This window comes from Agromyces sp. CCNWLW213 (assembly GCF_037199545.1).
Taxonomy (GTDB): domain Bacteria; phylum Actinomycetota; class Actinomycetes; order Actinomycetales; family Microbacteriaceae; genus Agromyces.
Genome location: NZ_JBBBDX010000001.1, coordinates 634,422 through 660,982, shown reverse-complemented (window position 1 = coordinate 660,982; position 26,561 = coordinate 634,422). Strand labels below are relative to the sequence as shown.

At 73.6% G+C, this 26,561-nt stretch carries 22 protein-coding genes and 1 pseudogene; 18 read left to right on the top strand and 5 right to left on the bottom strand.

Features of this window, described 5'->3' with window-relative positions:
• The 3 genes from WBQ80_RS03125 to WBQ80_RS03115 are packed head-to-tail and all read left to right on the top strand — an operon-like array spanning position 1 to position 2,903.
• Complete coding sequence (locus tag WBQ80_RS03125) at positions 1-777, top strand: lysophospholipid acyltransferase family protein (protein WP_336571053.1); 777 nt, start codon at positions 1-3, stop codon at positions 775-777.
• Positions 767-1,903, top strand: a complete 1,137-nt coding sequence (locus tag WBQ80_RS03120) for an NAD(P)H-dependent glycerol-3-phosphate dehydrogenase (RefSeq protein WP_336571052.1) — start codon at positions 767-769, stop codon at positions 1,901-1,903. Before WBQ80_RS03125 ends, WBQ80_RS03120 begins: the two co-directional genes overlap by 11 nt.
• Complete coding sequence (locus tag WBQ80_RS03115; protein WP_336571051.1) at positions 1,803-2,903, top strand: D-alanine--D-alanine ligase family protein; 1,101 nt, start codon at positions 1,803-1,805, stop codon at positions 2,901-2,903. The genes WBQ80_RS03120 and WBQ80_RS03115 overlap by 101 nt, the downstream gene beginning before the upstream one ends.
• A gap of 38 nt (positions 2,904-2,941) precedes the next feature.
• Here WBQ80_RS03115 and WBQ80_RS03110 read toward each other — a convergent pair whose 3' ends face one another.
• Positions 2,942-3,454, bottom strand: a complete 513-nt coding sequence (locus WBQ80_RS03110; protein WP_336571050.1) for a DUF3515 family protein — start codon at positions 3,452-3,454, stop codon at positions 2,942-2,944.
• Between the two features lie 24 nt (positions 3,455-3,478).
• Here WBQ80_RS03110 and thiL point away from each other — a divergent pair, with 24 nt between their 5' ends.
• Complete coding sequence (gene thiL, locus WBQ80_RS03105) at positions 3,479-4,477, top strand: thiamine-phosphate kinase (RefSeq protein WP_336571049.1); 999 nt, start codon at positions 3,479-3,481, stop codon at positions 4,475-4,477.
• Here thiL and rsmD read toward each other — a convergent pair.
• A complete protein-coding gene (rsmD, locus tag WBQ80_RS03100) occupies positions 4,447-5,061 on the bottom strand; it encodes a 16S rRNA (guanine(966)-N(2))-methyltransferase RsmD (protein ID WP_336571048.1) in 615 nt (204 codons plus the stop codon). The two genes, thiL and rsmD, sit on opposite strands and share 31 nt — an antisense overlap.
• A gap of 48 nt (positions 5,062-5,109) precedes the next feature.
• On the opposite strand from rsmD, the gene WBQ80_RS03095 reads away from it, so the two are divergent.
• The 10 genes from WBQ80_RS03095 (at position 5,110) to mutM (ending at position 15,938) form a co-directional block, all read left to right on the top strand.
• Positions 5,110-5,928 (top strand): hypothetical protein, encoded by an 819-nt coding sequence (locus tag WBQ80_RS03095; protein WP_336571047.1) that lies wholly within the window; start codon positions 5,110-5,112, stop codon positions 5,926-5,928.
• Positions 5,925-8,117, top strand: coding sequence for an ATP-dependent DNA helicase RecG (locus tag WBQ80_RS03090; RefSeq protein ID WP_336571046.1), 2,193 nt, complete (start codon positions 5,925-5,927; stop codon positions 8,115-8,117). Before WBQ80_RS03095 ends, WBQ80_RS03090 begins: the two co-directional genes overlap by 4 nt.
• Before the next feature lie 51 nt (positions 8,118-8,168).
• Positions 8,169-8,660, top strand: coding sequence for a pantetheine-phosphate adenylyltransferase (coaD, locus tag WBQ80_RS03085; protein WP_336571045.1), 492 nt, complete (start codon positions 8,169-8,171; stop codon positions 8,658-8,660).
• Positions 8,661-8,704: 44 nt separating this feature from the next.
• Entirely contained in the window at positions 8,705-9,679 is a 975-nt protein-coding gene (locus tag WBQ80_RS03080; protein WP_336571070.1) for an AAA family ATPase, read from the top strand.
• 62 nt (positions 9,680-9,741) lie between these two features.
• On the top strand, positions 9,742-11,058 hold the full coding sequence (locus WBQ80_RS03075) for a DUF58 domain-containing protein (RefSeq protein WP_336571044.1): 1,317 nt from the start codon (positions 9,742-9,744) through the stop codon (positions 11,056-11,058).
• Complete coding sequence (locus tag WBQ80_RS03070; RefSeq protein WP_336571043.1) at positions 11,048-13,420, top strand: transglutaminase family protein; 2,373 nt, start codon at positions 11,048-11,050, stop codon at positions 13,418-13,420. Before WBQ80_RS03075 ends, WBQ80_RS03070 begins: the two co-directional genes overlap by 11 nt.
• 11 nt (positions 13,421-13,431) lie before the next feature.
• Positions 13,432-13,998, top strand: coding sequence for a YceD family protein (locus WBQ80_RS03065; protein ID WP_336571042.1), 567 nt, complete (start codon positions 13,432-13,434; stop codon positions 13,996-13,998).
• Between the two features lie 9 nt (positions 13,999-14,007).
• Positions 14,008-14,211: a 50S ribosomal protein L32 gene (gene rpmF / locus WBQ80_RS03060; protein WP_067950558.1), complete on the top strand. Its 204-nt coding sequence runs from the start codon at positions 14,008-14,010 to the stop codon at positions 14,209-14,211.
• Positions 14,212-14,296: 85 nt separating this feature from the next.
• Positions 14,297-14,950, top strand: coding sequence for a ribonuclease III (rnc, locus tag WBQ80_RS03055; RefSeq protein ID WP_336571069.1), 654 nt, complete (start codon positions 14,297-14,299; stop codon positions 14,948-14,950).
• A 1-nt stretch (position 14,951) separates the two neighbouring features.
• Complete coding sequence (gene mutM, locus WBQ80_RS03050) at positions 14,952-15,938, top strand: bifunctional DNA-formamidopyrimidine glycosylase/DNA-(apurinic or apyrimidinic site) lyase (RefSeq protein ID WP_336571041.1); 987 nt, start codon at positions 14,952-14,954, stop codon at positions 15,936-15,938.
• Positions 15,939-16,548: 610 nt separating this feature from the next.
• Here the strand turns inward: mutM and WBQ80_RS03045 are convergent.
• Positions 16,549-17,010 (bottom strand): annotated as a pseudogene (locus WBQ80_RS03045) (GNAT family N-acetyltransferase); the annotation flags it as partial.
• Positions 17,011-17,111: 101 nt separating this feature from the next.
• On the opposite strand from WBQ80_RS03045, the gene smc reads away from it, so the two are divergent.
• Positions 17,112-20,633 (top strand): chromosome segregation protein SMC, encoded by a 3,522-nt coding sequence (smc, locus tag WBQ80_RS03040; RefSeq protein WP_336571040.1) that lies wholly within the window; start codon positions 17,112-17,114, stop codon positions 20,631-20,633.
• 10 nt (positions 20,634-20,643) lie between these two features.
• Here the strand turns inward: smc and WBQ80_RS03035 are convergent, their stop codons facing one another.
• Both WBQ80_RS03035 and WBQ80_RS03030 read right to left on the bottom strand, forming a co-directional pair.
• Positions 20,644-22,308: an alpha-amylase family protein gene (locus WBQ80_RS03035; RefSeq protein ID WP_336571039.1), complete on the bottom strand. Its 1,665-nt coding sequence runs from the start codon at positions 22,306-22,308 to the stop codon at positions 20,644-20,646.
• A gap of 3 nt (positions 22,309-22,311) precedes the next feature.
• Positions 22,312-23,298, bottom strand: a complete 987-nt coding sequence (locus WBQ80_RS03030) for a TIGR03885 family FMN-dependent LLM class oxidoreductase (RefSeq protein ID WP_336571038.1) — start codon at positions 23,296-23,298, stop codon at positions 22,312-22,314.
• 168 nt (positions 23,299-23,466) lie between these two features.
• Here WBQ80_RS03030 and ftsY point away from each other — a divergent pair, with 168 nt between their 5' ends.
• The 3 genes from ftsY to ffh all read left to right on the top strand — a co-directional run bounded on the left by ftsY (position 23,467) and on the right by ffh (position 26,502).
• Positions 23,467-24,342 carry a signal recognition particle-docking protein FtsY gene (gene ftsY / locus WBQ80_RS03025; protein WP_336571037.1) on the top strand — a complete coding sequence of 292 codons (876 nt, stop codon included), beginning with the start codon at positions 23,467-23,469 and terminating at the stop codon, positions 24,340-24,342.
• Between the two features lie 17 nt (positions 24,343-24,359).
• Positions 24,360-24,842 carry a hypothetical protein gene (locus tag WBQ80_RS03020; RefSeq protein WP_336571036.1) on the top strand — a complete coding sequence of 161 codons (483 nt, stop codon included), beginning with the start codon at positions 24,360-24,362 and terminating at the stop codon, positions 24,840-24,842.
• A 70-nt stretch (positions 24,843-24,912) separates the two neighbouring features.
• Entirely contained in the window at positions 24,913-26,502 is a 1,590-nt protein-coding gene (gene ffh / locus WBQ80_RS03015; protein ID WP_336571035.1) for a signal recognition particle protein, read from the top strand.
• Positions 26,503-26,561 lie beyond the last annotated feature (59 nt).

Below are 26,561 nucleotides of genomic sequence, written 5' to 3'. Positions count from 1 at the left end.
GTGCCACACCGAGACCCGTCATCCGCGCCGGCTGCGAAGCCCGGTTCCGAGAAGCGCCGACCTTCCTTCTTCTGGTTCCTCGCCGTCCTCGTGCTCCCGCTGTGGAGCCTCGGGGTGAAGTACCGCTTCCACCACGGCGAGCGGATGCCGCAGGCGGGCGCGCTCGTGCTGTCCCCGAACCACTACAGCGAGGTCGACCCGCTCGTGATGGGCGTCGCGGCATGGCACCTCGGCCGCGCGCCGCGGTTCCTCGCGAAGGCGTCGCTGTTCAAGAACCCGGTGCTCGGGTGGCTGCTCCGCACGTCGGGCCAGATCCCGGTCGAGCGCGCGGGCAGCCAGAGCCACGCGGCGATCCGCGCGGCCGAGCAGCTCGTCGAGAAGGGGCGCATGGTCATCGTGTACCCCGAGGGCTCGCTGACGCGCGACCCCGACCTGTGGCCCATGCGCGGCAAGACGGGCGCGGTGCGCATCGCGCTCGAGCGCGGCATCCCGCTCGTGCCCGCCGCCCACTGGGGCACGCAGGCGATCCTGCCGCGGTACGGCAAGAAGCTGAGCCTCTTCCCGCGCAAGACCGTCGACGTGATCATCGGCGAGCCGCTCGACCTCTCGGCGTACCGCGACAAGCCGCTCGACACGGCGAACCTCACCGCAGCGACGAACGAGCTCATGAACGCCATCTCGGCGCTCCTCGGCGAGCTCCGCGGCGAGACTCCGCCTGCCGAACGATGGGACCCGGCCAAGCACGGCCAGAAGGAGACGGGACGCCTTGAAGGCTAGGACGCCGCGCCGCGGCCCGGGCAAGCGCGTGGCCGTGCTCGGCGCCGGCAGCTGGGGCACCACGTTCGCCAAGATCCTCGCCGACGGGGGCGCCGACGTCGTCCTGTGGGCGCGCCGGCCGGAGCTCGCGCGCGAGATCCAGGAGGGCAAGCGCAACAGCGACTACCTGCCCGGCGTGAACCTGCCGATCGGGCTGCGGTCGACGAGCCGGCTCGACCTCGCGCTGGCGGGCGCCGAGCAGGTGTACGTGTGCGTGCCGAGCCAGACGCTGCGGCAGAACCTCATCGCCGCCGAGCCGCACCTGCATGCCGAGGCCATCGTCGTCTCGCTCATGAAGGGCGTCGAGAAGTCGACCGGGCACCGGATGAGCGAGGTCATCGCCGAGGTGCTCCCGATCGCCGAATCCAAGATCGCCGTGATCTCGGGGCCCAACCTCGCGCTCGAGATCGCGAAGGAGCAGCCGACGGCCGCGGTCGTGTCCTCGACCAGCCTCGAGACGGCGCAGGCCGTGGCATCCGTCGCCCGCAACTCGTACTTCCACTCGTTCGTCAACACGGATGTCATCGGCACCGAGTTCGGCGGCGTGCTGAAGAACCTCATCGCCGTCGCCATCGGCATCGTCGACGGCGCCGGCTACGGCGAGAACACCAAGGCCTCGATCATCACGCGCGGCCTGGTCGAGATGACCGACTTCGCGGTCGCGCACGGCGCCCACCCCGACACGCTGTCGGGGCTCGCGGGCCTCGGCGACCTGATCGCGACGTGCCAGTCGCCGCTCTCGCGGAACAACACCGCCGGGCGCCTGCTCGGCCAGGGCTACAAGCTGCCCGAGGTCGTGAACCAGATGCAGCAGACCACCGAGGGTCTCGCGTCGGTCGGGCCGATCCTCGAGCTCGCGCGGGCGAAGGGCGTCGAGATGCCCATCGTCGAGCAGGTCCGGCAGGTGCTCGCCGGCACGCTCGCGCCGAAGGACATCGCGCCGCACCTCACGACCGACGACGAGCCCCAGGGCGAAAGGACGATGGATGGACAAGGTCAGGGTGGTTCTGCTCTTCGGCGGGCGCTCCAGCGAGCACTCGATCAGCTGCGCAACGGCGGCCGGAGTGCTCCAGGCGATCGACCGTGACCGCTACGAGCTGATCCCGGTCGGCATCACGCGCGACGGCGCGTTCGTGCTCGAGGCCGACGATCCCGCCCGCTTCGCACTCGATCCCGACCGGCTGCCCGAGGTGCACGACAACGGCACTCGCGTGCGCTGGCCCGACGGCTCGACGTCGCGCGAGCTGCGCGTGACCACCGCGAGCGGCGAGGAGTCGTCGCTCGGCGACGTCGACCTCGTGTTCCCGATCCTGCACGGCCCGTTCGGCGAGGACGGCACCATCCAGGGCCTCTTCGAGCTGATCGGCCTGCCGTACGTCGGCTCGGGCGTGCTCGCGAGCGCGCTCGGCATGCACAAGCACTTCACGAAGACGGCGCTCGAGGCCGCCGGCATCCCCGTCGCGCCGTGGCGCACGGTCACCGCGCGCGAGTGGGCCGGCGATCCGGCACGCGTCCGCGCCGACGCCGCCGGGCTCGGCCTTCCGCAGTTCGTGAAGCCCGCGCGCGCGGGTTCGAGCGTCGGCGTCAGCAAGCTCTCAGCGGCGGCCGAGCTCGACCACGCGCTCGAGGTCGCGTTCGCCGAGGACGACACGGTGCTCATCGAAGCGGCGATCGTGGGCCGGGAGGTCGAGATCGGCGTGCTCGGCGGCGCCCCGGGCGAGCCGCCGCGCGCGTCGGTGGCCGGCGAGATCGTGCTCACGGGCGACGGCTTCTACGACTTCGCGGCGAAGTACCTCGACGCGCCGGGCGTCGACCTGGTGTGCCCGGCCGACCTCGGCGACGGGCGGCTCGACGAGATGCGCGACCTCGCGATCCGCGCCTTCGAGGCGATCGGTGCCGAGGGCCTCGCGCGCGTCGACTTCTTCCTCACCGACGACGGGTTCGTGGTGAACGAGCTCAACACCATGCCGGGCTTCACGCCCATCTCGATGTTCCCCCGCTGCTGGCAGGAGACCGGCGTGGCCTACCCCGAGCTGATCGACGAGCTCATCCGCGTCGGCCTCGCCCGCGGCGTCCGGCTCGGCTGAGCACGCGACCGGGCTGCGGGCGCGGGCGCGCCCGCGGGTCAGCCCTCCTGCGGGGCGACGTCTTCGAGGTCGGTGCACCCGCCGTCGGCCTCGATGACCGCGACGGCGGCCGAGACGTCGGCGATGGCCGTCGTGCCGGCCACGACGTCGTTGTCGACCACGACCTCGACGGCGGGCGTGCGCCCATAGGTCGTGAACCGATACCGCGGCGCGTCGGACTCGTCGATGATCCAGTCGACCTCGTCGACGCTCACGCAGCGCAGCGTGGTGGGGCCGGGCGGCTCGACGCCGCACCGCAGGAGCACCGACGCGGGCGTGCCCCACGCACCGGTGCCCTGGGCATCGGTCTCGCGCGCCTCCTGGCCTGCGACGACGTCGGGCAGGCGCACGACCACGGCGGCGCAGTCGGGGTCGGCGGCGTCCGCGGCCGCCTCGAACGGCACGGGCCGGGCGCACGACGCGAGCAGGGGCACGGCGACGACGGCGACGGAGACCGCGGCGACGAGCCGCGGCAGGGTGCGCCTCGGGCGGCGGGGGCGGGGATCGGGCATCGCCATCAGGCTACCGTGGGAGCCATGGAGCCCCCTGCACGCGAGCCCGCTGCCGCGATCGGCGACCTCGGCGAGTCGGCGGTGCTCGCGCGGATCCTGCCCCGCCTCGCGCCCGGCGACGCAGCGCACCTCGGTGCGGGCGACGACGCCGCGGTCGTCGCCGCGCCCGACGGCCGGTTCGTCGTGACGACCGACCTGATGGTCCACGGCCCGGACTTCCGGCTCGCGTGGTCGACGCCGTTCGACCTCGGGTGGAAGGCCGCCGCGACGAACCTCACGGACGTCGCCGCGATGGGTGCCAGGCCGACCGCGCTCGTCGTCGCGATCGCGGCCCCGCCGACGCTCGGCGTCGGGACGCTCGAGGGCATCGCCGACGGCCTGCGCGAGGGGCTCGCCGCGCTCGCGCCGGGCGCCGGTGTGGTCGGCGGAGACCTGTCGGCGTCGCCCGTGCTGATGATCTCCGTCACCGCGTTCGGCGACCTCGAGGGGCGGGCGCCGGTGCTCCGCTCGGGGGCGCGCGCCGGCGACGTGATCGCGCATGCCGGGTCCCGCGGCGACGCCGCACGCGGGCTCGCGCTGCTCTTCGCGCGCGCGCGCGACGAGCGTGGCGAACCGGATGCCGCGGCCGCGGCCGTCCTCCGCCGAGAGCATCCGCGACTCGTCGCCGCACAGCTCGCGCCGACCCCGCCGGTCTCCGCCGGCGTCGTCGCGGCCGTCGCCGGGGCGAGCGCGATGCTCGACGTGAGCGACGGGCTCGCCCGCGACGCCCGCCGGATCGCCGAGGCGAGCGGCGTGGGCATCGACTTCCGGTCCGATGCGCTGGGTCCCGATGCGATGACCGCCCTCGCGGGCGCCGAGGACCATGGGCTGCTCGCCGCCTTCCCGCCGGACGTCGCGCCGCCGCATCCGTTCGAGGCCATCGGCATGGTCACGCCCCACGCGGGCGTGCTCACGCTCGACGGCGAGCCGGTCGACACGAGCGGCTGGGATCCCTACGCGGGCTGGGACGGCGCCGGCGGCTGATGGGCCTCGGGCGCCGGCTCGCCCGACGCGCTCGCCCACCACAGCGTGGTCTCGCCGTAGTCGCGACGTCGTTCGGCCTCGATCCCGGCGGGCCAGGACGGCTCGGGCGACCGCGAGCTGCGCTCGACCACGACCGTCGCGTCGGGGGAGAGGCGCGCGGCGAGCAGTTCGAGGTCGCGCGCGAGCTCGCGTTCGCCGAGGTCGTACGGCGGATCGACGAAGGCCAGGTCGACGCCGCCGGGCGCCGTCTCGAGGTACGTCGCGACATTCCGGGCCTCGACGCGGATGCGAGGCGCCGAGCCGCGCGCCGCTCCCGCGACGGCCGCCGCGTTGCGCCGGCAGACATCGGCCGCCGGCTTCGCCCGCTCGACGAGCACCACCTCGCTGGCGCCGCGGCTCGCCGCCTCGAGGCCCAGCGCACCCGAGCCGGCGTACAGGTCGAGCACGACGGCGCCGTCGACCGCATCGCGCGCCTCGAGCGCGGAGAAGATCGCCTCGCGCACCCGGTCGCTCGTCGGCCGCGTGCCGGACCTGGGCACGGCGAGCGTGAGCGAGCCGGCGAAACCGGCGATGATGCGCGTCATGTCTCGGGAGCATAACGGCCGCCTCCCGCGCGCTGCCATGATGGAGGGGTGGAAGACACGACCGACGCCCTGCACGCCGATCCGTCCCGCCACCGGGGAGACGAACAGCAGACCATCGACCGGCTCTGGGACTTCGCCGACCCCGCCACGAGCGAGGAGCGGTTCCGCACGGCCGCCGACCACGAGAGCCGACCGGCCCACGAGCGCGCCGTGATGACGACGCAGCTCGCGCGCGCCATCGGCATCCAGCACCGCGACGACGAGGCGCTCGCCCTGCTCGACGACCTCGAGGCCGCCGAACGGCCCGACGAGTCGTCCGAGGAGGCGGCCGAGGTGCGCGCGCGCATCGCGCTCGAGCGCGGGCGCATCGCCGCGACCGCCGAGCGGTTCGACCAGGCGGTGCCGCTGTTCACCAAGGCGGTGCGCGAGGCGGCACTGTCCGGCTCGACGTTCCTCGTGCTCGACGCGCTGCACATGCTCGCGCTGAACGACTCGGGCCACGAGGAGGAATGGGCGACCGAGGGGTTCGACCTGCTCGACGGCGTACGCGACCCGCGCCTGAAGCGGTGGGGGGTCGCGCTCCACAACAACCTCGGCTGGACCAAGCACGACTCGGGCGACGCCGTCGCCGCGCTGCACCACTTCGAGCGCGCGGTGGAGGCCGCCGACCGGTACGGCACCGCGGGCCAGCAGCACGTCGCCCGATGGTCGGTCGGTCGCGCCCTCCGCACGCTGGGCCGCACCGACGAGGCGCTCGAGCTGCAGCGCGAGCTCGCGCTCGCCCGCCCCGACGACACGTACGTGCAGGCCGAGATCGAGGCGCTCACGGCCGCGGCGACGGAGGCGGAGCCTACGATCGAGCCATGACGGCCGATCGTGCGGTCGAGGGCACCACGACCCTCGACACCAAGCTGTCGGGCGTGCTCGGGGGTCGCACCGCGCAGGCGCTGCAGCGCGCGTTCGGCCACGCGACCGTCGGCGACCTGCTCGCGCACTACCCGCGCCGGTACCAGGCGCGGGGCGAGCTCACCGCGCTCGACCGGCTTCCGCTCGACGAGAACGTCACGATCGTCGCCGACGTGCTCGAGGTGCGCGAGCGCACCATGCGATCGCGCCGCGGGTCGATCCTCGAGGCGAAGATCTCCGACGGCACCGGCATCCTCACCCTGACGTTCTTCAACCAGGCATGGCGGGCCCGCGACCTGAAGCCCGGCGTGCGCGGAATGTTCGCGGGCAAGGTCTCCGACTACCGCGGCGCACGCCAGCTCGCGCATCCCGCCTACGAGCTGTTCGACGAGGCCGCCGGGCACGACGCCGGCACGGATGCCGCGGCCGAGCGCTGGGCGACCGAGCCGATCCCGATCTACCCCGCGACCGCGACGCTGTCGAGCTGGGACCTGCAGAAGCTCATGGCGATCGTCCTCGAGGTGCTCGGGCCCGTGCCCGACCCGCTGCCCGACGACGTGCGGCGCGCGCGCGGACTCATCGCGCATCGCGAGGCGCTGCAACTCGTGCACCGGCCCGAACGCGAGTCCGACTGGAAGGCCGCGCGGCGCACGCTCCGATTCACCGAGGCGTTCGTCCTGCAGGCCGTGCTGCTGGAACGGCGGGCGGCGGCGCGCGCCCACGAGGCCGTCCGGCGCACTCCGGCGCCGGGCGGGCTCCACGAACGCTTCGAGTCGTCGCTGCCGTTCCAGCTCACCGCCGACCAGCGCACCGTCGGCGACGAGATCCTCGGCGACCTCGCCCAGCCCGTGCCGATGAACCGGCTCGTGCAGGGCGAGGTGGGCTCGGGCAAGACCGTCGTCGCGCTGCGGGCCATGCTCGCCGTGGCCGAGTCGGGCGGCCAGGCCGCGCTCCTCGCACCGACCGAGGTGCTCGCCGCACAGCACCTGCGCTCCATCGCGAAGATGCTCGGGCCCGAGCTCGTCGCCGAGACGATGCCCACGCTCGTGACCGGCCAGCTGCCGGCGGCCGACCGGCGGCGCGCGGCCCTGCGCGTGGCAGCGGGCCAGGCGCGCATCGTGGTCGGCACCCACGCGCTCCTCGGCGACACGACCTCGTTCGCCGATCTCGGGCTCGTCGTCGTCGACGAGCAGCACCGCTTCGGCGTCGAGCAGCGCGAGGCGCTCCGGCTCAAGGGGCGTCATCCGCACGTGCTCGTGCTGACCGCCACGCCGATCCCCAGGACCGTCGCGATGACCGTGTTCGGCGACCTCGACGTGTCCACGATCCGGCAGCTGCCGGCCGGCCGAGCGGGCATCGAGTCCCACGTGGTCCCGCTCGCCGAGCGTCCCGGGTGGCGGGCCCGCGTGTGGGAACGGCTCGCCGAGGAGCTCGAGCAGGGGCGGCAGGCGTTCGTCGTGTGCCCCGCGATCGAGCCCAAGGTCGCAGAGGACGACGGCGAACCGGTCGAGGCCGAGGGCACGGTCGACGCCGGGGCCGCGGCATCCGTCGCCTCGGTGCTCGCCGAGCTGCGCGCGCACCCGCGGCTGGCCGACCTGCGCATCGCCCCGCTGCACGGGCGGATGGGCGCCGACGAGAAGGACGAGACCATGCGGGCCTTCGCCGGCGGCGATCTCGACGTGCTCGTCGCCACCACCGTAATCGAGGTCGGCGTCGACGTGCCGAACGCGAGCACCATGGTCGTCGTCGACGCCGACCGCTTCGGCGTCTCGCAGCTCCACCAGCTGCGAGGCCGGGTCGGCCGAGGCAGCGTGCCCGGGCTCTGCCTGCTCGTCACGCGGGCGGAGGCCGGGAGCGTCGCGCGACAGCGCCTCGACGCGGTCGCCGGCACGCTCGACGGCTTCGAGCTCGCGCGCGTCGACCTCGAGCTCCGCCAGGAGGGCGACGTGCTCGGGGCGACCCAGTCGGGCCGCCGATCGTCCCTCAAGCTGCTCCGCGTCACGCGCGACGGCGACCTCATCGCCGACGCGCGCGAGGCGGCGGCCGGGGTGCTCGCGGTCGACCCGAGGCTCGCCGCCCACCCCGCGCTCGCGAGCGCCGTCCGCCGTGCGCTCGACGATGAATCGAGCGAGTACCTGAGCAGGGGCTGAGACTCCGACGCAGCGGTCCACCGCGCCGGATCCCGCACTACGCTGGCACGTATGCAGCGGATCGCCGTCGTTCCCGGATCGTTCGACCCCGTCACCAAGGGGCATCTCGACGTGATCGGCCGCGCTGCCGGGCTGTACGACCAGTTGCACGTCGTCGTGGTGCACAACCCCGACAAGTCCGCACTCCTGCCCATCGCGCAGCGGGTCTCGCTCATCGAGCAGTCCGTGGAGGAGGCCGGCGTCGCCGGCGACGTCGTCGTCGCGTCGTGGAGCATGGGACTGCTCGTCGACTACTGCACCGACGTGGGGGCGACCGTGCTGGTCAAGGGCATCCGATCACAGCTGGACGTCGCCTACGAGACCCCGATGGCGATCGTGAACCGGCACCTCGCCGGCGTCGAGACGGTGTTCCTGCTCCCCGACCCGGCGAACGCGCACGTGTCGAGTTCGCTCGTGCGGCAGGTGTCGGCACTCGGCGGCGACGTGAGCCCGTACGTGCCGGGGCCCGTGGCGCAGTACCTGCAGGGGGCGATGACGTCATGAGCGAGGCCACGGCGCCCCGCCTGGACGCGCTGCAGCAACCGGTGATGGGGATCGACGAGGTCGGCGCGGGCGCCGCGCGGATCGTCCGCAACGTCGAGGCGGTGATCAGCGGCAAGCGCGAGGCGGTGACGGCCGCGCTCACGGTCCTCCTCGCCGAGGGCCACCTGCTCATCGAGGACGTCCCGGGCGTCGGCAAGACGATGCTCGCGAAGGCGCTGGCGCGGTCCGTCGACTGCACGGTCAGCCGCATCCAGTTCACTCCCGACCTGCTGCCGAGCGACGTGACGGGCGTCTCGGTCTTCGACCAGGCGTCGCGCCGCTTCGAGTTCAAGCACGGGCCGGTGTTCGCCAACATCGTCATCGGCGATGAGATCAACCGCGCCAGCCCCAAGACGCAGTCGGCACTGCTGGAGTGCATGGAGGAGCGGCAGGTCACCGCCGACGGCACCACGTACCGCCTCGAGCAGCCGTTCACCGTGATCGCGACGCAGAACCCGGTCGAGATGGAGGGCACCTACCCGCTCCCCGAGGCGCAGCGCGACCGCTTCATGGCCCGCATCTCGATGGGCTACCCGGCGCCCGGCGACGAGCTCGCGATGCTCGCCCAGCGCGAGACCGCGAGCCCCCTCGACACGCTCGAGCCGGTCGTGCCCATCGACGAGCTGCGGGGGATGATCGCCGCGGTGCATCACGTCTACACCTCGCAGGCGGTCAAGGAGTACGCGGTCGAGCTCGCACGCGCCACGCGCGACGACCGGCAGCTGCGACTCGGCGCGAGCCCGCGTGCGACGCTGCAGCTCATCCGCGCCGCCAAGGCCCACGCCGCGATGCACGGCCGCGACTTCGTGCTGCCCGACGACGTCGACGCCCTCGCCGTGCCGGTGCTCGCACACCGGCTCGTGCCCACGAGCCGAGCCGTCGGCGGTCACGACCGCGACGGCGGCCCGCTCATCGATGCGATCGTGCGACGCGTCGTCGCCGAGACGCCCGTCCCGGTCGGCAGCGCACGGAGGGAGTGAGCACGATGTCGCGGTCCCGCGCCGTACGCGTTCCGGCGCGTCCCCGCCTCACGGGGCGCGGTGTGGCGCTGGTCGCGGCCGGAGCGGTGCTGTTCCTCGTCGCCGTGTGGTTCGACCTCCGCGACATCATGCTGCTCGCGGCCGTCGGGCTCGCGATGCCCGTCGCCGCACTCGGATTCCTCGCGGTGCGCGCCCCGCGGCTCGCGGTCACGCGCGCGTTCGAGCCGCACGTGGTGCGGGCCGGCGAATCGGCGGCCGTGCGGCTTCGCGTGCAGAACCAGGACCGGCGGGCGTTCGACGGCGCGCACTGGCGCGACCTCGCGCACCCGGCGCTGCACCCGCCCGGCGAGGCGGTGCTCCCGGCCGTCGGTCGGCACGAGAGCGCGATGCCGTCGGGCGACGACACGGTCGGACTCGAGTACCGCCTCCGCACGCCGCGCCGCGGCGTGTTCGAGGTCGGGCCGCTGCGCGTGTCGGTGACCGACCCGTTCGGACTGGCCCGCATGGACCGGGCGGCGGGCCTCGCGCGCGAGCTCGTGGTGACCCCGCGGGTCACTCCGCTCGAAGCGGCGGCCGGCGTGGTGGCCAGCGTCGACGGCGCGGTCCACGCCCTGCAGCGGCGCACCCACCCGAACAGCGACGAGCTCATCGCGCGCGAGTACCGGTACGGCGATCCGCTGCGCCGGGTGCACTGGGCGGCCACGGCGCGGCGCGGCGAGCTCATGGTGCGCGAGGAGGAGCAGCGGGGCGACCCCGAGGTCCGCATCCTGCTCGACACGGCGCTCGGCGCACGGGCGCACCACCCGTCTGCTGCCGCGCGCGACGCGGCCTCGACGCTCGATCCGGCGTTCGAGCTCGGCGTCGAGCTCGCGGCGTCGATCGGCGTGCACCTCCTCGACCTCGGGTTCCGGGTCCGGGTCGAACCGGTCGAGGATCCGGACGACCCGGCGACCCCGATCGCATCCGAGCCGGGCGGGTACCGCGCCGCCGGCGGCGAGCCGCAGCTGCTCGAGGACCTCGCTCGCCTCGAGCCGCCCCGTCGCGACGGTCCGATGACCGCCGCCCGGGAGCGCCCGGCCGACGACTCGCGCAGCGCCGCGCCGCCCGCGGTGCGGCGTGACACGCGCATGCCCGGCATCGCCGTGCTCGTCGCGCCGTCGCACGCGGCCGTCGACGCGCTCGTCGCGCTGCGCCCGGTCCTCGAGCCGGCGATCGCGTTCGTCGCCGACGGCATGGCCGCGCACGCCGTCGAGCGGCTCGAGCACGCCGACTGGAGGGTGGTCCACGTCCGGCGCGCCGCCGACCTCCCCTCGGCCTGGGCCGACGCCTGGCGATCCGCCCGCGAGTCCGCCCGGACGGGAGCGCCCGATGCGACCTGAACGGATGCCGCTGAGCACGCCGCAGAGCATGGCGCTCTCGGCCGCGACGCTGCTGCTGCTCCTGGTGGCGACCACCGCGCTGGGCCCGCTCATCGCCGGCAGCGCGTGGTGGTGGGCCGCGGCGTTCACGGGCGCGGCCGTGCTCGCCGCCGGCGCCGGCCTGCGCGCCCTGCGGACTCCGCCGTCGCTCGTGCCCCCGCTCGAGATCGTCGCGCTCCTCCTCGTGCTCACGCTGCTGTTCGGGGGCGCGACGAGCTTCGCGCTCGTCATCCCCACGCTCGACACCTTCGACGAGTTCCTCGGCCTGGCCGAGGGGGCCGTGCGCACGATCGAGCAGCAGTCGGTGCCGGCCATCCCCGTTCCCGCCCTCGTCTTCGCGCTCGCGGTCGGCGTGGGCGTGGTGGCCGTGCTCCTCGACGTGATCGTGCAGACCGTGCGCCTCCCCGCGCTCGCCGCGGTCCCCGTGCTGGTCCCGGTGCTCGTGCCCGGGTTGTTCGTGGAACCCGGGGCCGACGGCATCACGCTCGTCCTCACGGCTGCGACGTACCTGCTGCTCCTGCGGATCGACGTCAGGGTGCGCCGGAGCGCCGAGCTCGCCCAGGAGGACGACCGGCCCGATTCGGCTCTCGTCACGGCGCCGCGCCACCGGCCGATCGTCTCGACGGCGGGAGCGTCGCTCGGGCTGGCGGCGATCGGCCTCGTGGCGGCATCCGTCGTCACGGCGGCCACGCCGAGCGTGTCCACGAGCTTCCTGCTCGGGGCGGGCGGGCCCGGCACGATGTTCGCGCGGGGCGTGAGCCCATACGTGGAGCTCGGGCGCGACCTGCGCCGTCCCGACCCGGTGCCCGCGTTCAGCTACGTCTCGCCCGACGCCGACCGCCCCTACTTCACGCTGCTCAACGTCGAGCGGCTCGAGGGCGACCTGTGGACGGCCGAGGAGCGCGCGGTCGACGGGGACCACACCATCGACACCCTTCCCCGGCCGGACGGGCTGGCGGAGGACGTGCTCGTCGAGAACCGCGAGCTGACGGTGCAGATCGGCCAGGTGCGCACGGCGTGGCTGCCGCTCCCGTACCCGGCCGCCGAGGTGCGCGGGCTGCGCGGCTCGTGGTTCTGGGACGACGGGTCGCTCACCGTGCGCAGCGTCGACGCGACGACGCTCGGGCAGCGTTACGAGGTCACGCGGCTGGCGGTGCAGCCCACCGTCGAGCAGCTGCGCGGCGCGGGCGAACCGCCCGCGGGCTCGGTGGCGATCGCGACCCGCGAGCTCCCCGACGACCTCCCGGCGGTCATCGGCGAGACGGCCGCGTCGGTCACGCAGGGTGCGCGCAGCCGGTACGACGCCGCGGTGGCGATCCAGGCGTTCCTCCGCAGCTCCGAGTTCGAGTACTCCGAGGAGGCGCCCGTCGACGACGGCTACGACGGCGGCGGGTTCGACGTCATCGCGGAGTTCCTCGAGCGCCGCGCCGGCTACTGCGTGCACTTCTCGTCGACGATGGCGGTCATGGCGCGCGAGGTCGGGATCCCGTCGCGCATCGCGGTGGGCTACACGGCGGGCACGCCGAGCAACCAGCGCATCGAGGGGATGGTCCGCGTCGACGTCGACTCGCACGACCTGCACGCGTGGCCCGAGCTGTACTTCGAGGGCGTCGGGTGGGTGCCGTTCGAGCCCACGCCGGGTCGCGGCACGGTGCCCGCGTACTCGCGTCCGAACGCGGGGGAGGAGTCGCCCGGCGTCGTGCCCACCGCACCGGCGGCCACGCCCGAGGCGACGGGCCGTCCCGAGGGCGACCCGGACCGACTGCTCGCGGACCAGGGCGGCGGCGCCGCGGGCATCGGCACCGGATGGCTCGGCGGGGCGGGTCTCGCGGCGCTGGCCGTGCTGGTCGTGCTGCTGCCCGCGGGCATCCGGGCGGGGCAGCGCGCGGCGCGCCGGCGCGGCATCCGATCGGGGGCGTCACCGGCGGATGCCGCGTGGCGCGAGCTCACGGCGACCGCGCTCGACTTCGGCGTCGAGGTCGACGAGCGCCGCACCGCGCGCGCCCTCGCGGCGCAACTCGCCGAGCGGCCGGGCTTCGCGGCGTCGGACGGCGACGGCGCGGCGGCGCTGCTGCGGCTCCGCGACGCCGTCGAGCGCGAGCGCTACGGGCGTGTGCTGCGGTCCTCCGCCACAGAGCCGACAGCGGGCGGACCCGTCGTCGGCGTCTCCCGCGACGCGCTGGCCGAGGACCTCGCCACGGCGCGCTCGGCTCTCGCCGCCGACGCTCCGGCCGCGCGCCGGGTCGAGGCCGTGCTGCTGCCGAGGTCGCTGCGCGCCGCCGGGCGGGCCCTCCTCGGCCGGTCGATGCCGCGCGGCGCGTAGAATCGTCGATCGTGGCCGTCCAGCAGTCTCCCTTCAGCGTGAACGTGCGCGATCTCGTCAACCGTCCCGGCGAGATGCGCGAGCATCGACTCGACCTCCCCGCGCCCGAGCAGTACGGCGAGGGGCTCGTCGCCGTGCGTGAGGGGTCCGAGGTCTCGATCGACGTCCGCGTCGAGTCGGTGCACGAGGGCGTCCTCGTCACCGCCGAGGTCGATGCGACCGCCGAAGGCGAGTGCGGGCGATGCCTCACCGACATCGCCGTGCCCGTCGAAGTCGAGTTCCAGGAGCTTTTCGCGTATCATTCCGGAGAAGCTTTCGAGTATGAGGTTCAAGACGACCACGTGGATCTTGAACCGCTCATCCGAGATGCGGTGGTGCTGGCACTGCCGTTCCAGCCGGTGTGCCGGCCGGATTGCCCGGGTCTCGACCCCGAGACCGGGCTGCGTCTGGCTGATCATCCGGAACTCGTCACCCCTGAGCAGACCGACCCGCGTTGGGCTGCGCTCGCGGGGTTCACGGCTTCCGAGGACGAGGGCACGGTGCCGTCCGCATCCGATGCCGACCAGAAGAGAGATTGAGAGAGAGTCATGGCTGTTCCCAAGCGGAAGAAGTCACGCGCCAACACCCACGCGCGCCGTTCGCAGTGGAAGGCCGAGGTGCCCACGCTCGTCAAGACGGTCGAGAACGGCAAGGTCACCTACAGCCTCCCGCACCGCGCGCGCGTGGTCGAGGACTCGGCGGGCACCCCGCTGTTCCTCGAGTACAAGGGCCGCAAGGTCGCCGACGTCTAGTCGGCACGAGACTCCCGAACGACCGGTCGTGAGGCGCGTCGAGCAGACGGACACCGGGGCCCCCGAGCTGGCCGAGCTGCAGCGGATGCTGCGGGTCGAGCTCGATCCCGAGCTGCTGCTCCTCGCCCTCACGCACCGGTCGTTCGCGTACGAGAACGGCGGCATCCCGACCAACGAGCGCCTCGAGTTCCTCGGCGACTCGATCCTCGGGCAGGCCGTCACGGTCCGGCTCTTCACCGACCACCCCGAGCTCGACGAGGGCGAGCTGGCCAAGCGTCGCGCGAGCCTCGTCTCGAGTGCCGCGCTGGCCGAGGTCGCGCGCGCGGTGGGGCTCGGCCGGTTCATCCGTCTGGGCCGCGGCGAGACGATGACCGGCGGCGCCGACAAGCCGTCGATCCTCGCCGACACGGTCGAGGCGATCATCGGCGCCGTCTACCTCGACCGCGGCGGCGACGTCGCGACCGAGTTCGTGCTGCGCCTCGTCGGGCCGCTCATGGCCGACACCGAGCGCTTCGGCGCGGCGATGGATCCGAAGACGAGCCTGCAGGAGATCGCCGCCCGCCGCGGCGCGACCGCGCCCGTCTACGTGGTCGCCGAGAGCGGACCCGACCACAACAAGCACTTCGTCGCCACGGTCACCGTCGGCGACCTCGTGAGCGCGTCGGGCGAGGGCTCGAGCAAGAAGCAGGCCGAGATGGCGGCTGCCCTCGAGGCGTGGACCGCCCTGAACGACCGCTGACGTGCCCGAGCTCCCCGAGGTCGAGGTCGTGCGCGCGGGGCTCGCGCCCGCCGTGACCGGGGCCCGCATCGCGGGCGTCGAGGTGCTCGACGCTCGGTCGCTGAAGCGCCACGAGACGGCAACCGGCGACTTCGAGGCCCTGCTCGCCGGCGAGCGCATCGAGGCGGCCGTGCGCCGGGGCAAGTTCCTGTGGATGCCGCTCGCGAGCGGCACGGCACTGGTCGGCCACCTCGGCATGAGCGGGCAGCTGCTGCTGCGCACGCCCGACCACCCCGGCGACGACCGGCACGCCCGCATCCGGCTGCACCTCGAGCACCCGGATCACGGCGAGCTGCGCGTCGACTTCGTCGACCAGCGCATCTTCGGGTCGATGGCCGTCGACCGGATGGTGCCGACGGACGACGGCGAGGTCGCAGGGTTCTCGGCCGGCGTCACGGGTCCGTGGGCCCGGTCCATCCCGTCCCAGGTGGCGCACATCGCGCGCGACCCGCTCGACCCCGCGTTCGACGACGACGGGTTCGTCCGAGCGGTCCGGCGCCGCGCCTCGGCGATCAAGCGGATCCTGCTCGACCAGGGGCTCGTCTCGGGCGTCGGCAACATCTACGCCGACGAGGCCCTGTGGGCGGTCCGATCGCACGGCGAGCAGCCGGGCGACACGCTGAGCCCGCGGCGCGTCCGCGAGCTGCTGCTGGCGGTGCGCGAGGTGCTGCAGAAGGCGCTCGCCGAGGGCGGCACGAGCTTCGACACCCAGTACGTCAACGTCAACGGGGCCTCCGGCTACTTCTCGCACTCGCTCAACGCGTACGGTCGGACGGGCCGGCCGTGCCCGCGGTGCGGCACGCCGATCGTGCGCGAGGCGTTCATGAACCGGTCGTCGCACCGGTGCCCGCGCTGCCAGCGGCTCCGGACTCCCCGCTCGCCGCGTCCGGTGCCGGACGCTGCCACGCCGATTCGAGCGCGAACGGACGGAACCCGAGCGCCGCGTTGATGGCGAGCATGTGGGCGTTCTCGTCGGCGTTCCAGGTGAAGACGCGGTCGCGCGACGGGTCCGCGTCGGCGAGGGCGACGAGGTTCGCGAGCTTCATCCGGAGGCCGAGCCGGTGGCCGCGGTGGGGTCCGAGCACGATGGTGTCCCACTGCTCGACGGCGGGCGAGCCGGGCAGGAGCGACAGCTCGGTGAACCCGACGACCGCTCCGTCGGGGGCGAGCGCCGCGACGACGAGGTTGGAGCGGCCCGCCGCGATCGCCCGGTCCTCGACCTCGCGCACCCGCGCGGCATCCCACGGTTCGAGCTCGTACGAGATGGCGCCGCTCGGCGCATCGACGGTCATGCGCTCGTGCGCGATCGCGAGCGAGTCGAGGAGCTCGACCGGGGCTCGTTCCCGCCAGCCGACCAACCGGTATCCGCCTGATGCCGCGTCGACGGCTGAAGCCAGCCGCGCACGGAACTCCTCGCCGCGTCCGCCGACCTCGAGCGCGCTCACGCGGGAGAGCTGGCCGAGCTCGTACCCGTGCGCTCGAGCGAACGCCGCCGCCGGTGCGTCGGCGGGGATGCTCGCGTCGCCCTGCGGTGCATGGAGGCGCGCGACCGCCGGGTCGCCGGCGTCGACGAGATGGTCGGCCCACAGCACCGTCGTGTGGCGTCCGGCGGATCGTGCGGCATCCTCGACGGCGGCGAGGAGGGCCGACCCGATCCCGCTGCGTCGCCGGGCGGGATCGACGCCGACCGTCGGGACGTACGCCGTGGTCGCGTCCCGGTCCCGCTCCCACTGCACCTCGGCGATGCCGACGAGCGCGCCGGCGTCGAACGCGCCGATCGCGGTGCGCGCGGTGTTCTCGGTCTGGCGGAGGTCGTGCCGCAGTTCTCGCGGCCGGCGGCTCAGGTCGGCCGTGCCGAGCGCCTCGACGTCGAGGCGCCCGAGGAGTTCGGCGACGGCGGCCAGTTCGGCACCGCCGTCGCCGTCGAGGCGCTCGGGAAGGCGGACGGGTCGGATCTCGATGGTCACGCAGTCCTCCTCGCACCGGACGGCAGCCCGCCAGATTACGACGGAGGCGGTCATCGCGGCAACGGCCGATCGCGCCCCCCGCGGCGAGCGCGACGGTCGGGCGGCCGTTCGTCGGTTACCGTAGTCCGCAGCGCTCGGCAGTCGGAAGGGTGGTCGTGTACCTCAAGAGCCTCACCCTCAAGGGCTTCAAGTCCTTCGCGCAGCCGACCACCTTCGCGTTCGAACCCGGCGTCACGTGCATCGTCGGACCGAACGGCTCCGGCAAGTCCAACGTCGTCGACGCGCTCGCCTGGGTGATGGGGGAGCAGGGCGCGAAGACCCTCCGCGGCGGCAAGATGGAGGACGTCATCTTCGCGGGCACCTCCACGCGCGGCCCGCTCGGGCGTGCCGAGGTGAGCCTCACCATCGACAACTCGGATGGCGCGCTGCCCATCGAGTACACCGAGGTGACCATCTCGCGCACGCTGTTCCGCAACGGCGGCAGCGAGTACGCCATCAACGGCGAGCAGTGCCGCCTGCTCGACGTGCAGGAGCTGCTCAGCGACTCGGGCCTGGGGCGCGAGATGCACGTCATCGTCGGGCAGGGGCAACTCGACCAGGTGCTCCACGCGAGTCCCGAGGACCGCCGGGGCTTCATCGAGGAGGCCGCCGGCATCCTGAAGCACCGACGTCGGAAAGAGAAGACGCTCCGCAAGCTCGACGCGATGCAGGCGAACCTCACGCGCCTCACCGACCTCGCGGCCGAGCTGCGCCGCCAGCTCAAGCCGCTCGGCCGGCAGGCGGAGGTCGCCCGCGAGGCCGCCGGCATCGCGGCGGTGGTCCGCGACGCCAGGGCGCGCCTCGTCGCCGACGAGGTGGTCGAGCTCCGTCGCGCGCTCGAGGCCGCCGGACGGACCGAGCACGAGCGGCACGCCGAGCGGCTCGTGCTCCAGCAGGAGCTCGAACGACACCAGGCCCACATCGCCCGCCTCGAGGAGGCCTCGGGCGGCGACGAGGTCGACCGCGCCCGAGCGGTGAGCTTCGCGCTCGAGCAGTCCGAGGCCCGCCTGCGCTCGCTCGACTCGCTCGCGAGGCAGCGCATCGCCCTGCTCTCGGCGGCCGACGAGGGCACGGAGGCCTCACCGTCCGTGACCCGCGCCGACATCGACGGCGCGCGCGACGAGCTCGACGGCATCCGCGGCGCCGTGGGCGACGCGGCCGCCGGGCTCGAGCAGGCGGCGTCGACGACGCGCGAGGCCCGTACGGCGCTCGATGCCATCGACGAGGAGATCGCCGCGCAGGCGGCCCGGGTGAGCGAGTACGACCTGCGGGCGTCGCAGCTCGCGGGCCGTGCGGACGCGGCCGCGTCGAAGCTCGCGGCCGTGCGCGGCGAGGTCCTGCGCCATCGCAACGCCCTCGACGCGGCCCGGGCCCGCCGCGAGTCCGCGGTGGCCGAGGTCTCGCGCGTCGAGGCCGAGGCCGACGCCGATCCGTCGGCCGAGACCGACCTCGACGAGGCCTACGAGCTCGCCCAGGCGGCGGTGTTCGACGCCGAGGGCGAGATCGAGCGCCTCCGAGAGGCGCTGCACGACCGCGAGCGCGAGCGCGATGCGCTCGGCGCCCGCGTCGGCGCGCTCTCGCTCGCGCTCGACCAGAAGGACGGCTCGGCCGCCCTCGCCGCCTCGGGCACGGCGGGCGTGCGCGGCCTGCTGGCCGAGCACCTCCGCGTGGAGCCGGGATACGAGGCGGCGGTCGCCGCCGCCCTCGGCTCGCTCGCCGAGTCGGTGCTCGTCGACGACCGAGCGGCCGCGCTGCGGGCGCTCGCGGCCGCAGCCGACGACGACCTCGGACGCGTCGCGCTCACCATCGCCGAGCCGGGTCCAGCCCCCACGTCACCGCTCACCGTGCCCGGGCTCGTCACCGCCGGGGAGGTCGTGACCGCCCCGCCCGGCGTGCTCGCGCTGCTCGGCGAGGTGCTCGTCGCCGTCGACCTCGATGCGGTCCGGGCCGCGGAGGGGGCCCTCGCAGCCCTGGATCGACCGGCGACCGTCATCACGCGCGACGGCACCGTCGTCGGCCGGTACGTCGTGCGCGGCGGCTCGGGCCGCACCCAGAGCCGCATCGAGCTGCTCGCCGAGCGCGACCGCGCCGAGGCCCGGCTGGAGGAGGTGCGGGCCGACATCGAGCGGGCCCGCTTCGACCTGGACGAGCAGCGCGGCATCGCCGAGCACGCCAAGGCGCAGTCCAAGCTCGCGCTCGCGGCGCTCCGCGACTTCGACGCGAAGCTCGCCCAGCGCACCGAGGCGCTGAACCGCGCGCGGGTGCAGGCGGAAGCCGCCGAGGCCGAGACCGAGCGACTCGCGGAGGCGCTCCGCACCGCCGAGGAGCGCATCGCCGAGGCCGAGCAGGCCGCGACCGACGCGAAGGCCGAGCTCGAGGCGGCGCGCGCCGAGCCGCGCCCGGTCCTGGACGCCGACCGACGCGACGGCGCGCTCGCCGCGCTCGAGCGCGCTCGGGAGGGCGAGGTCGAGGCGCGCCTGCGGCTCGAGACCGCTCGCGAGCGCGTCCGCGCCGAGGAGGCGCGCATCGCCGCCATGGAGCGCCAGCACGACGCCGAGCGCCGTGCCGCCGAGGAGGCGGCCCGCCGCGCGGTCGTGCGTCGCGCCCAGCTCGAGGCGGCGAGCCGGGTCGCCGAGGCGCTGCCGCCGGTGCTGGCCTCCGTCGGCGCGTCGGTGGCCGAGGCGCGCGTCGCGCTCGCGGCCGCGGAGGCCGACCGGGCGAGCCGCAACGAGGAGGTGCACGCGGCACGCCGCGCCGAGGCATCCGTTCGCGAGCGCCTGCACGCGGTCACCGAGGACGTGCACGGCCTCGAGCTGCGCATCTACGAGAAGAAGCTGCACGTCGCCTCGCTCGTCGAGCGCGCCGAGGGCGAGCTCGGCCTCGGCGAGGCGGTGCTCGTCGCCGAGTACGGCCCCGACCAGCCCATCCCCCTCGACGGCGATCCCGAGGCGGAGCCGCGCGCGTTCGACCGGGCCGAGCAGCAGAAGCGCCTGCAGGCCGCCGAGCGCAAGCTCGCGCAACTGGGGCGCGTGAACCCGCTCGCGCTCGAGGAGTTCGCCGCACTCGAGCAGCGCCACCGGTTCCTCACGGAGCAGCTCACCGATCTCGCCAACACGCGCAAGGACCTCCTGACGATCATCGAGGAGATCGACGGCCGCATGGAGTCGATCTTCCGCTCGGCCTTCGAGGACACGCGCGAGGCGTTCGCCGAGGTGTTCCCGATCCTGTTCCCGGGCGGCGAGGGGCGCATCGCCCTGACGAACCCCGACGACCTGCTCACGACCGGCATCGAGGTCAGCGTGAAGCCCGCCGGCAAGAAGATCGAGCGGCTGTCGCTGCTCTCGGGCGGGGAGCGCTCGCTCGCCGCGGTCGCGTTGCTGCTCGCGATCTTCAAGGCCCGGCCGAGCCCGTTCTACATCATGGACGAGGTCGAGGCGGCGCTCGACGACGCCAACCTCGGACGCCTCCTCACGACCTTCGAGGACCTGCGGGAGTCGAGCCAGCTCATCGTCATCACGCACCAGAAGCGGACCATGGAGATCGCCGACGCCCTCTACGGCGTGTCGATGCGCCAGGACGGCGTCTCGGCGGTCGTCGGCCAGCGGGTGCGCGACGAGGTCGAGGCCAAGGCGAGCTGAGGGCGCCGCCCTAGGTGAGGCGCCGGTCGCCCGGTGCGAGGATCCTGAACCACCGGTAGCCGTACGCGTCGAGCTGGACCTCGACCCGGCCCCGCTCGTCGATGTCGGCGACGCCCGTCTCGAACAGGTCCGACAGGATGGCGCCCTCGGGCAGGTCGCCGAGCTCGAGCGTCACCGTGACGGGCCTCGGCGCGAAGTTGTGCACCGCGGCGAAGCGCAGGTGGTCCTCGGTGATCCGGTGCGCGATCACCGCCGGCTCGCCGGCGTCGAGCAGCTCGAACCGCCCCCAGCCGATCTCGGGCGAGGCGCGGTACCGCTCGATGAGCCCCCGCATAATGGCGAGCAACGAGTCGGGGTCATGCATCTGGGCCTCGACGTTGACGTGCTCGGGCGCGTAGCCGTCCGAGGGCGGGGTCGCGACGAGACGGCCCTTCGCGGCGCGGGAGAAGCCGCCGTGCTTCTCGGCGTTCCACTGCATCGGCGTGCGCACCGCCTGGCGCTTCTCCTGCTCCCCGTTCTCGCCCATGCCGATCTCCTCGCCGTAGAACAGCACGGGGGTCCCCGGCAGGGAGAACATGAGGCTGTAGACCATGCGGATGCGGCGCGGGTCGCCCTCGAGCATCGGGGGGAGGCGACGGACGATGCCGCGCCCGTAGACCCGCATCCAGTCCTCGGGTGCGAAGGCGGTGAACACCTCCTCGCGCTCGGGGTCGCTGAGCTTGTCGAGCGTCAGCTCGTCGTGGTTCCGCACGAAGTTGGCCCACTGCTTCTCGGGCGCGAGCTGCGGGCGTCGCGCGAGCGTCTCGACGAGCGGCGTCGCATCCTGTCGGGCGAGCGCGAGGTAGAGCCGCTGCATGGCCTCGAAGTCGAACTGGAGCGTGAGCTCCTCCGGATCGCCGTCGCGCCCGAAGTAGTCGAGCTGCTGCTCGTAAGGCAGGTTGACCTCGCCGAGCAGGATCGCCTCGCTCGCGCGTCGCTGCAGGTAGCGGCGGAGATCGCGCATGAGCTCGTGCGGGTCGCCGACGTCCTCGCCCGCGGGCGGCTCGATCAGGAACGGCACGGCGTCGACGCGGAACCCGGAGATGCCGAGCTGCAGCCAGAACCCGACGGTCTTGGCGATCTCGTCGCGCACGACTGGGTTGGCGATGTTCAGGTCGGGCTGGTGCTTGTAGAACGAGTGCAGGTAGTACTGGCCCGTGGGCTCGTGCCACTCCCACACGCCGTCCTCCTCGCCGGGGAAGACGCTCGCCGGGGGGTTCGGGGGCACCTCGTCGCGCCACACGTAGTAGTCGCGATGCGGCGAGTTCCGGCTGCGCTTGGCCGACAGGAACCACGGATGCCGCTCCGACGTGTGGTTCATGACCAGGTCCATGATCACCCGGATGCCGCGGTCGCGCGCCGCGTGGATGACGGCGACGACGTCGCCCAGGGTGCCGAAGCGGGGATCGACGCCCATGAAGTCGACGATGTCGTAGCCGTCGTCGAGGTCGGGCGAGGGCTGGAACGGCATGAGCCAGATGCAGGTCACGCCGAGCCCGGCGAGGTGGTCGAGTCGTTGGGCGAGCCCGTCGAAGTCGCCGCACCCGTCGTCGTTCCAGTCCATGAACGTCTCGACGTCGAGGCAGTAGACGACGGCCGTCTTCCACCACAGGTCGCCGCGGTCCGTGGCACGCACGACTCAGCCCACCGCGCCGGAGGCGACGCCGGCCTTCGACAGCTCGGGCAGCACGTGTTCGCCGAAGGCGTCGATGAACCCGCGCTGCTCCTGGCCGACGTGGTGCAGGTAGATGCGGTCGACCCCGAGCTCGGCGAGCTCGAGCAGCGCGTCGAGGTGCCGCGACGTGTCGGCCGAGGCCAGCAGGGTCTTCGCGACGTCGTCGACGGTCGCGTCGGCCGTGCGCTCGTCGAACTCCTCGGGCTGCTCGATCTCCCACGCGAGGTGCGCGGGCACGAGCGATTGCCGCCACTGGTCGTGCGCGATGGCGCGGGCCTCGTCGTCGGTCGGCGCCCAGCTCAGGTGCACCTGCACGCAGACCGGTCCGCGCCCGCCCGCTTCGCGGTAGGCCTGCATGAAATCGCGGAGCGCCGAGGCGTCCTGGTCGACGGTGATCACCCCGTCGGCCCACTCCGCCGTCTCGGCCGCCGTCTCGGGGCTCACGGCGGCGGCGAGCAGCGCGGGCGTCGTCTCCGGCAGGCTCCACAGGCGTGCGCGGTGGACCGTCACGAGGCCGTCCTGGTCGACCTCCTCTCCCGCGAGCAGGCGTCGCATGACATCGATCGTCTCGGCGAGCTTCGCATCGCGCACCTCCTTGTCGGGCCAGCCCTCGCCCGTGACGTGCTCGTTCATGCGCTCGCCGCTGCCGATCGCGGCCCAGAACCGGCCCGGGAACATCTCCCCGAGGGTCGCGATCTTCTGGGCGGCGATCACCGGGTGGTAGCGCTGCCCGGGCGCCGTGACGACGCCGAGCGAGAACGAGGTGGCCTGGAGCGCCGCGCCGAGCCACGACCACGCGTAGCCGGAGTGCCCCTGGCGCAGGCTCCACGGGGCGAGGTGGTCGCTGCACATGGCGGCACCGAAGCCGGCCTGCTCGGCGCGCACGACCGCCTCGAGGAGGGCACTCGGCGGCAGCTGTTCGTGGGAGGCGTGGAATCCGACGAGGGGCATGGGGGTTCTCCTTCCGCGTGGCTCCGATGCTTCCCCAGGCGCGGCGGCCCGGCAAGGCCTTGCGGGGGCGGATGCACCCCGGTAACGCGGGCGCGGGCGGATGCGGCGGCCCCCGGGCGGACGCCGCGACGCGAGCCGCGGCATCCGCTCGCCCCTAGGCTGGTGGTCATGGCAGAACGCGCATCGTGGTCGCTCGGGTCGGCCCTCCGCAACGTGTTCGGCGCGAAGACGATCGACGAGGACACCTGGGACGACCTCGAGTCCGCCCTCATCCGCGCCGACTTCGGCCCGGCGGTGACCGAGGAGATCGTCGACCGCATCAAGGCGCAGGTCGACCGCTACCGCACGACCGACCCTCGGGACGTGCAGCGGATGCTGCGCGAGCTCGTCGAGGAGCGGCTGTCGAAGTACGACCCCACGCTGAAGCTGACCGAGCGACCCGCCGTCGTGCTCGTCGTCGGCGTGAACGGCGTCGGCAAGACCACCACGATCGGCAAGTTCGCGAAGTTCCTCCGCAACTACGGCCGGAGCGTCGTCGTGGGCGCGGCGGACACCTTCCGCGCCGCCGCGGTGGACCAGCTCGCCACTTGGGCCAGCCGCGCGGGGGCGGAGGTCGTCCGGCCCGAGCGCGAGGGCCAGGACCCCGCCTCGGTCGCGTTCCAGACCGTCGAGTACGCCAAGCGGACCGGCACCGAGATGGTGATCATCGACACCGCCGGCCGGCTCCACACCAAGGGCGGGCTCATGGACGAGCTCGGCAAGATCAGGCGCGTGGTCGAGAAGCAGGCGCCCATCAGCGAGGTGCTGCTCGTGCTCGACGCGACGACCGGGCAGAACGGACTCGCGCAGGCCGAGGCGTTCATCCAGCACGGCGGCGTCACGGGCCTCGTGCTCACCAAGCTCGACGGATCGGCCAAGGGCGGATTCGTCATCGCCGTGCAGGAGAAGACGGGCCTGCCGATCAAGCTGATCGGACAGGGCGAGGGCATCGGCGACCTCACGGGGTTCACGCCCCACGTGTTCGCACAGCAGCTCGTCGGTTGAGAAGGGAACCGGACTCGATGGAACACGACTACTTCGGACTGATCGGCGACTACTGGTCGGAGGACGTGGAGTACGGCGACCAGCGCGTCGAGGTCGTCCTCGACGCCGAGGACGGCGCGGTCTCGACGGCGTCCCTCGATGCCGCGGCGACCCTCGTCGGCGAGCTCGAGCTCCTCGACGACGAGCTCCGGGGCGCCTTCGTGACCCAGCTCGACTCGTCGTCGTCGCCCGTGGTGCGCTTCCTCGCCGCGATGCTCGATCCCGATCTCGAGCAGGCCGACGAGGTCGAGGCCGCCATCGGGCGCGACTCCGGCGACCGGCAGATCGACGCGCTGCGCTCGATGTCGCTCACGCGGGTCGACCTCCGCCCGGACGCCGACAGCCCGGGCGAGACGTTCGCCGAGTTCGAGTACGGGCTCGCGCCCGAGGACACGGACGAGCGCCTGGTCGCCTCCATCGACATCGAGCGCGAGATCGTCGACGTGCGCCTCGAGGGCTGAGCCCCGCGGCATCCGCGCTCGCACCCCGTGAGCCGCGACCCGGCGGGGCCCATCTAGACTGGGGCGCATCATGGCTACGTTCGGCACCCTCTCCGACCGTCTCACCGAGACGTTCAAGAACCTCCGCACCAAGGGCAAGCTCTCCGCTGCCGACGTCGACGGCACCGTCCGCGAGATCCGTCGCGCACTCCTCGACGCCGACGTCTCGCTCGACGTCGTGAAGGCGTTCACCGCGACCGTGCGCGAGCGCGCGCTCGGCGACGAGGTGAACCGGGCCCTCAACCCCGCGCAGCAGGTCGTGCAGATCGTCAACGAGGAGCTCGTCGGGATCCTCGGCGGCCAGCAGCGCCGCCTGCAGTTCGCCAAGAACCCGCCGACCGTGATCATGCTCGCGGGCCTCCAGGGCGCCGGCAAGACCACGCTCGCGGGCAAGCTCGCGAAGTGGCTCAAGAAGGACGGCCACACCCCTCTGCTCGTCGCCGCCGACCTGCAGCGCCCCAATGCCGTGAACCAGCTCCAGGTGGTCGGCGAGCAGGCCGGCGTGCAGGTGTTCGCGCCCGAGCCCGGCAACGGCGTGGGCGACCCCGTCCGGGTCGCGAAGGACGCGGTCGCGCACGCGCAGCGCGCGCAGCACGACGTGGTCGTCATCGACACCGCGGGCCGCCTCGGCGTCGACGCCGAGATGATGAAGCAGGCCGCGAACATCCGCAGGGCCACGAACCCCGACGAGGTCCTCTTCGTCATCGACGCCATGATCGGCCAGGACGCGGTCGCGACCGCCAAGGCCTTCCAGGAGGGCGTCGACTTCACGGGCGTCGTGCTGTCGAAGCTCGACGGCGACGCGCGCGGCGGCGCCGCGCTGTCCGTTGCCTCCGTCACCGGGCGCCCCATCATCTTCGCGTCGACCGGTGAGACGCTCGACGACTTCGAGCCGTTCCACCCCGACCGCATGGCGAGCCGCATCCTCGACCTCGGCGACATCCTCACCCTCATCGAGCAGGCCCAGCAGGCCTTCGACGAGGAGGAGGCGCTGAAGGTCGCCGAGAAGCTCGCGACCGAGACCTTCACGCTCGAGGACTTCCTCAAGCAGATGCAGCAGCTGCGCGGCGCCGGCTCGATCAAGAAGATGCTCGGCATGCTGCCGGGCGCGGGCGGCATGAAGCAGCAGCTCGAGAACTTCGACGAGCGCGAGATCGTGCGCACCGAGGCGATCATCCAGTCGATGACCCCCGCCGAGCGCCGCAACCCGAAGCTCCTCAACGGCTCGCGCCGGCTGCGCATCGCCAAGGGCTCGGGCATGACCGTCACCGACGTCAACCAGCTCGTGCAGCGCTTCGAGCAGGCCGCCAAGATGATGAAGACCGTCGCGCGCGGCGGCGTGCCCCAGGTGCCCGGCATGGGGTCGATCCCGGGCGCCGGCGGCTACGGCGGCGGCAAGCGCCAGGCGGCCAAGGGCAAGAAGAAGTCCTCGGGCTCCCGGTCGGGCAACCCCGCCAAGCGCGCGGCCGAGAACGCGGCGATCGCCTCCGGCGTCACCCCCGCGGGCCAGGGCGCCGCGGCGGGATCGGGCTTCGGCCTCGGCGGGGCCGGCGGTGCCGAGGCGAAGGGCGCTCCGAGCGAGGAGGAGCTCGCCGCCCTCCAGAAGTTCCTCGGCCGCTGACCCGTCTCCCGCGTCCCGCACGCCGCACTAGGGTGAATCCGTGGCACGGCGGATGCCGC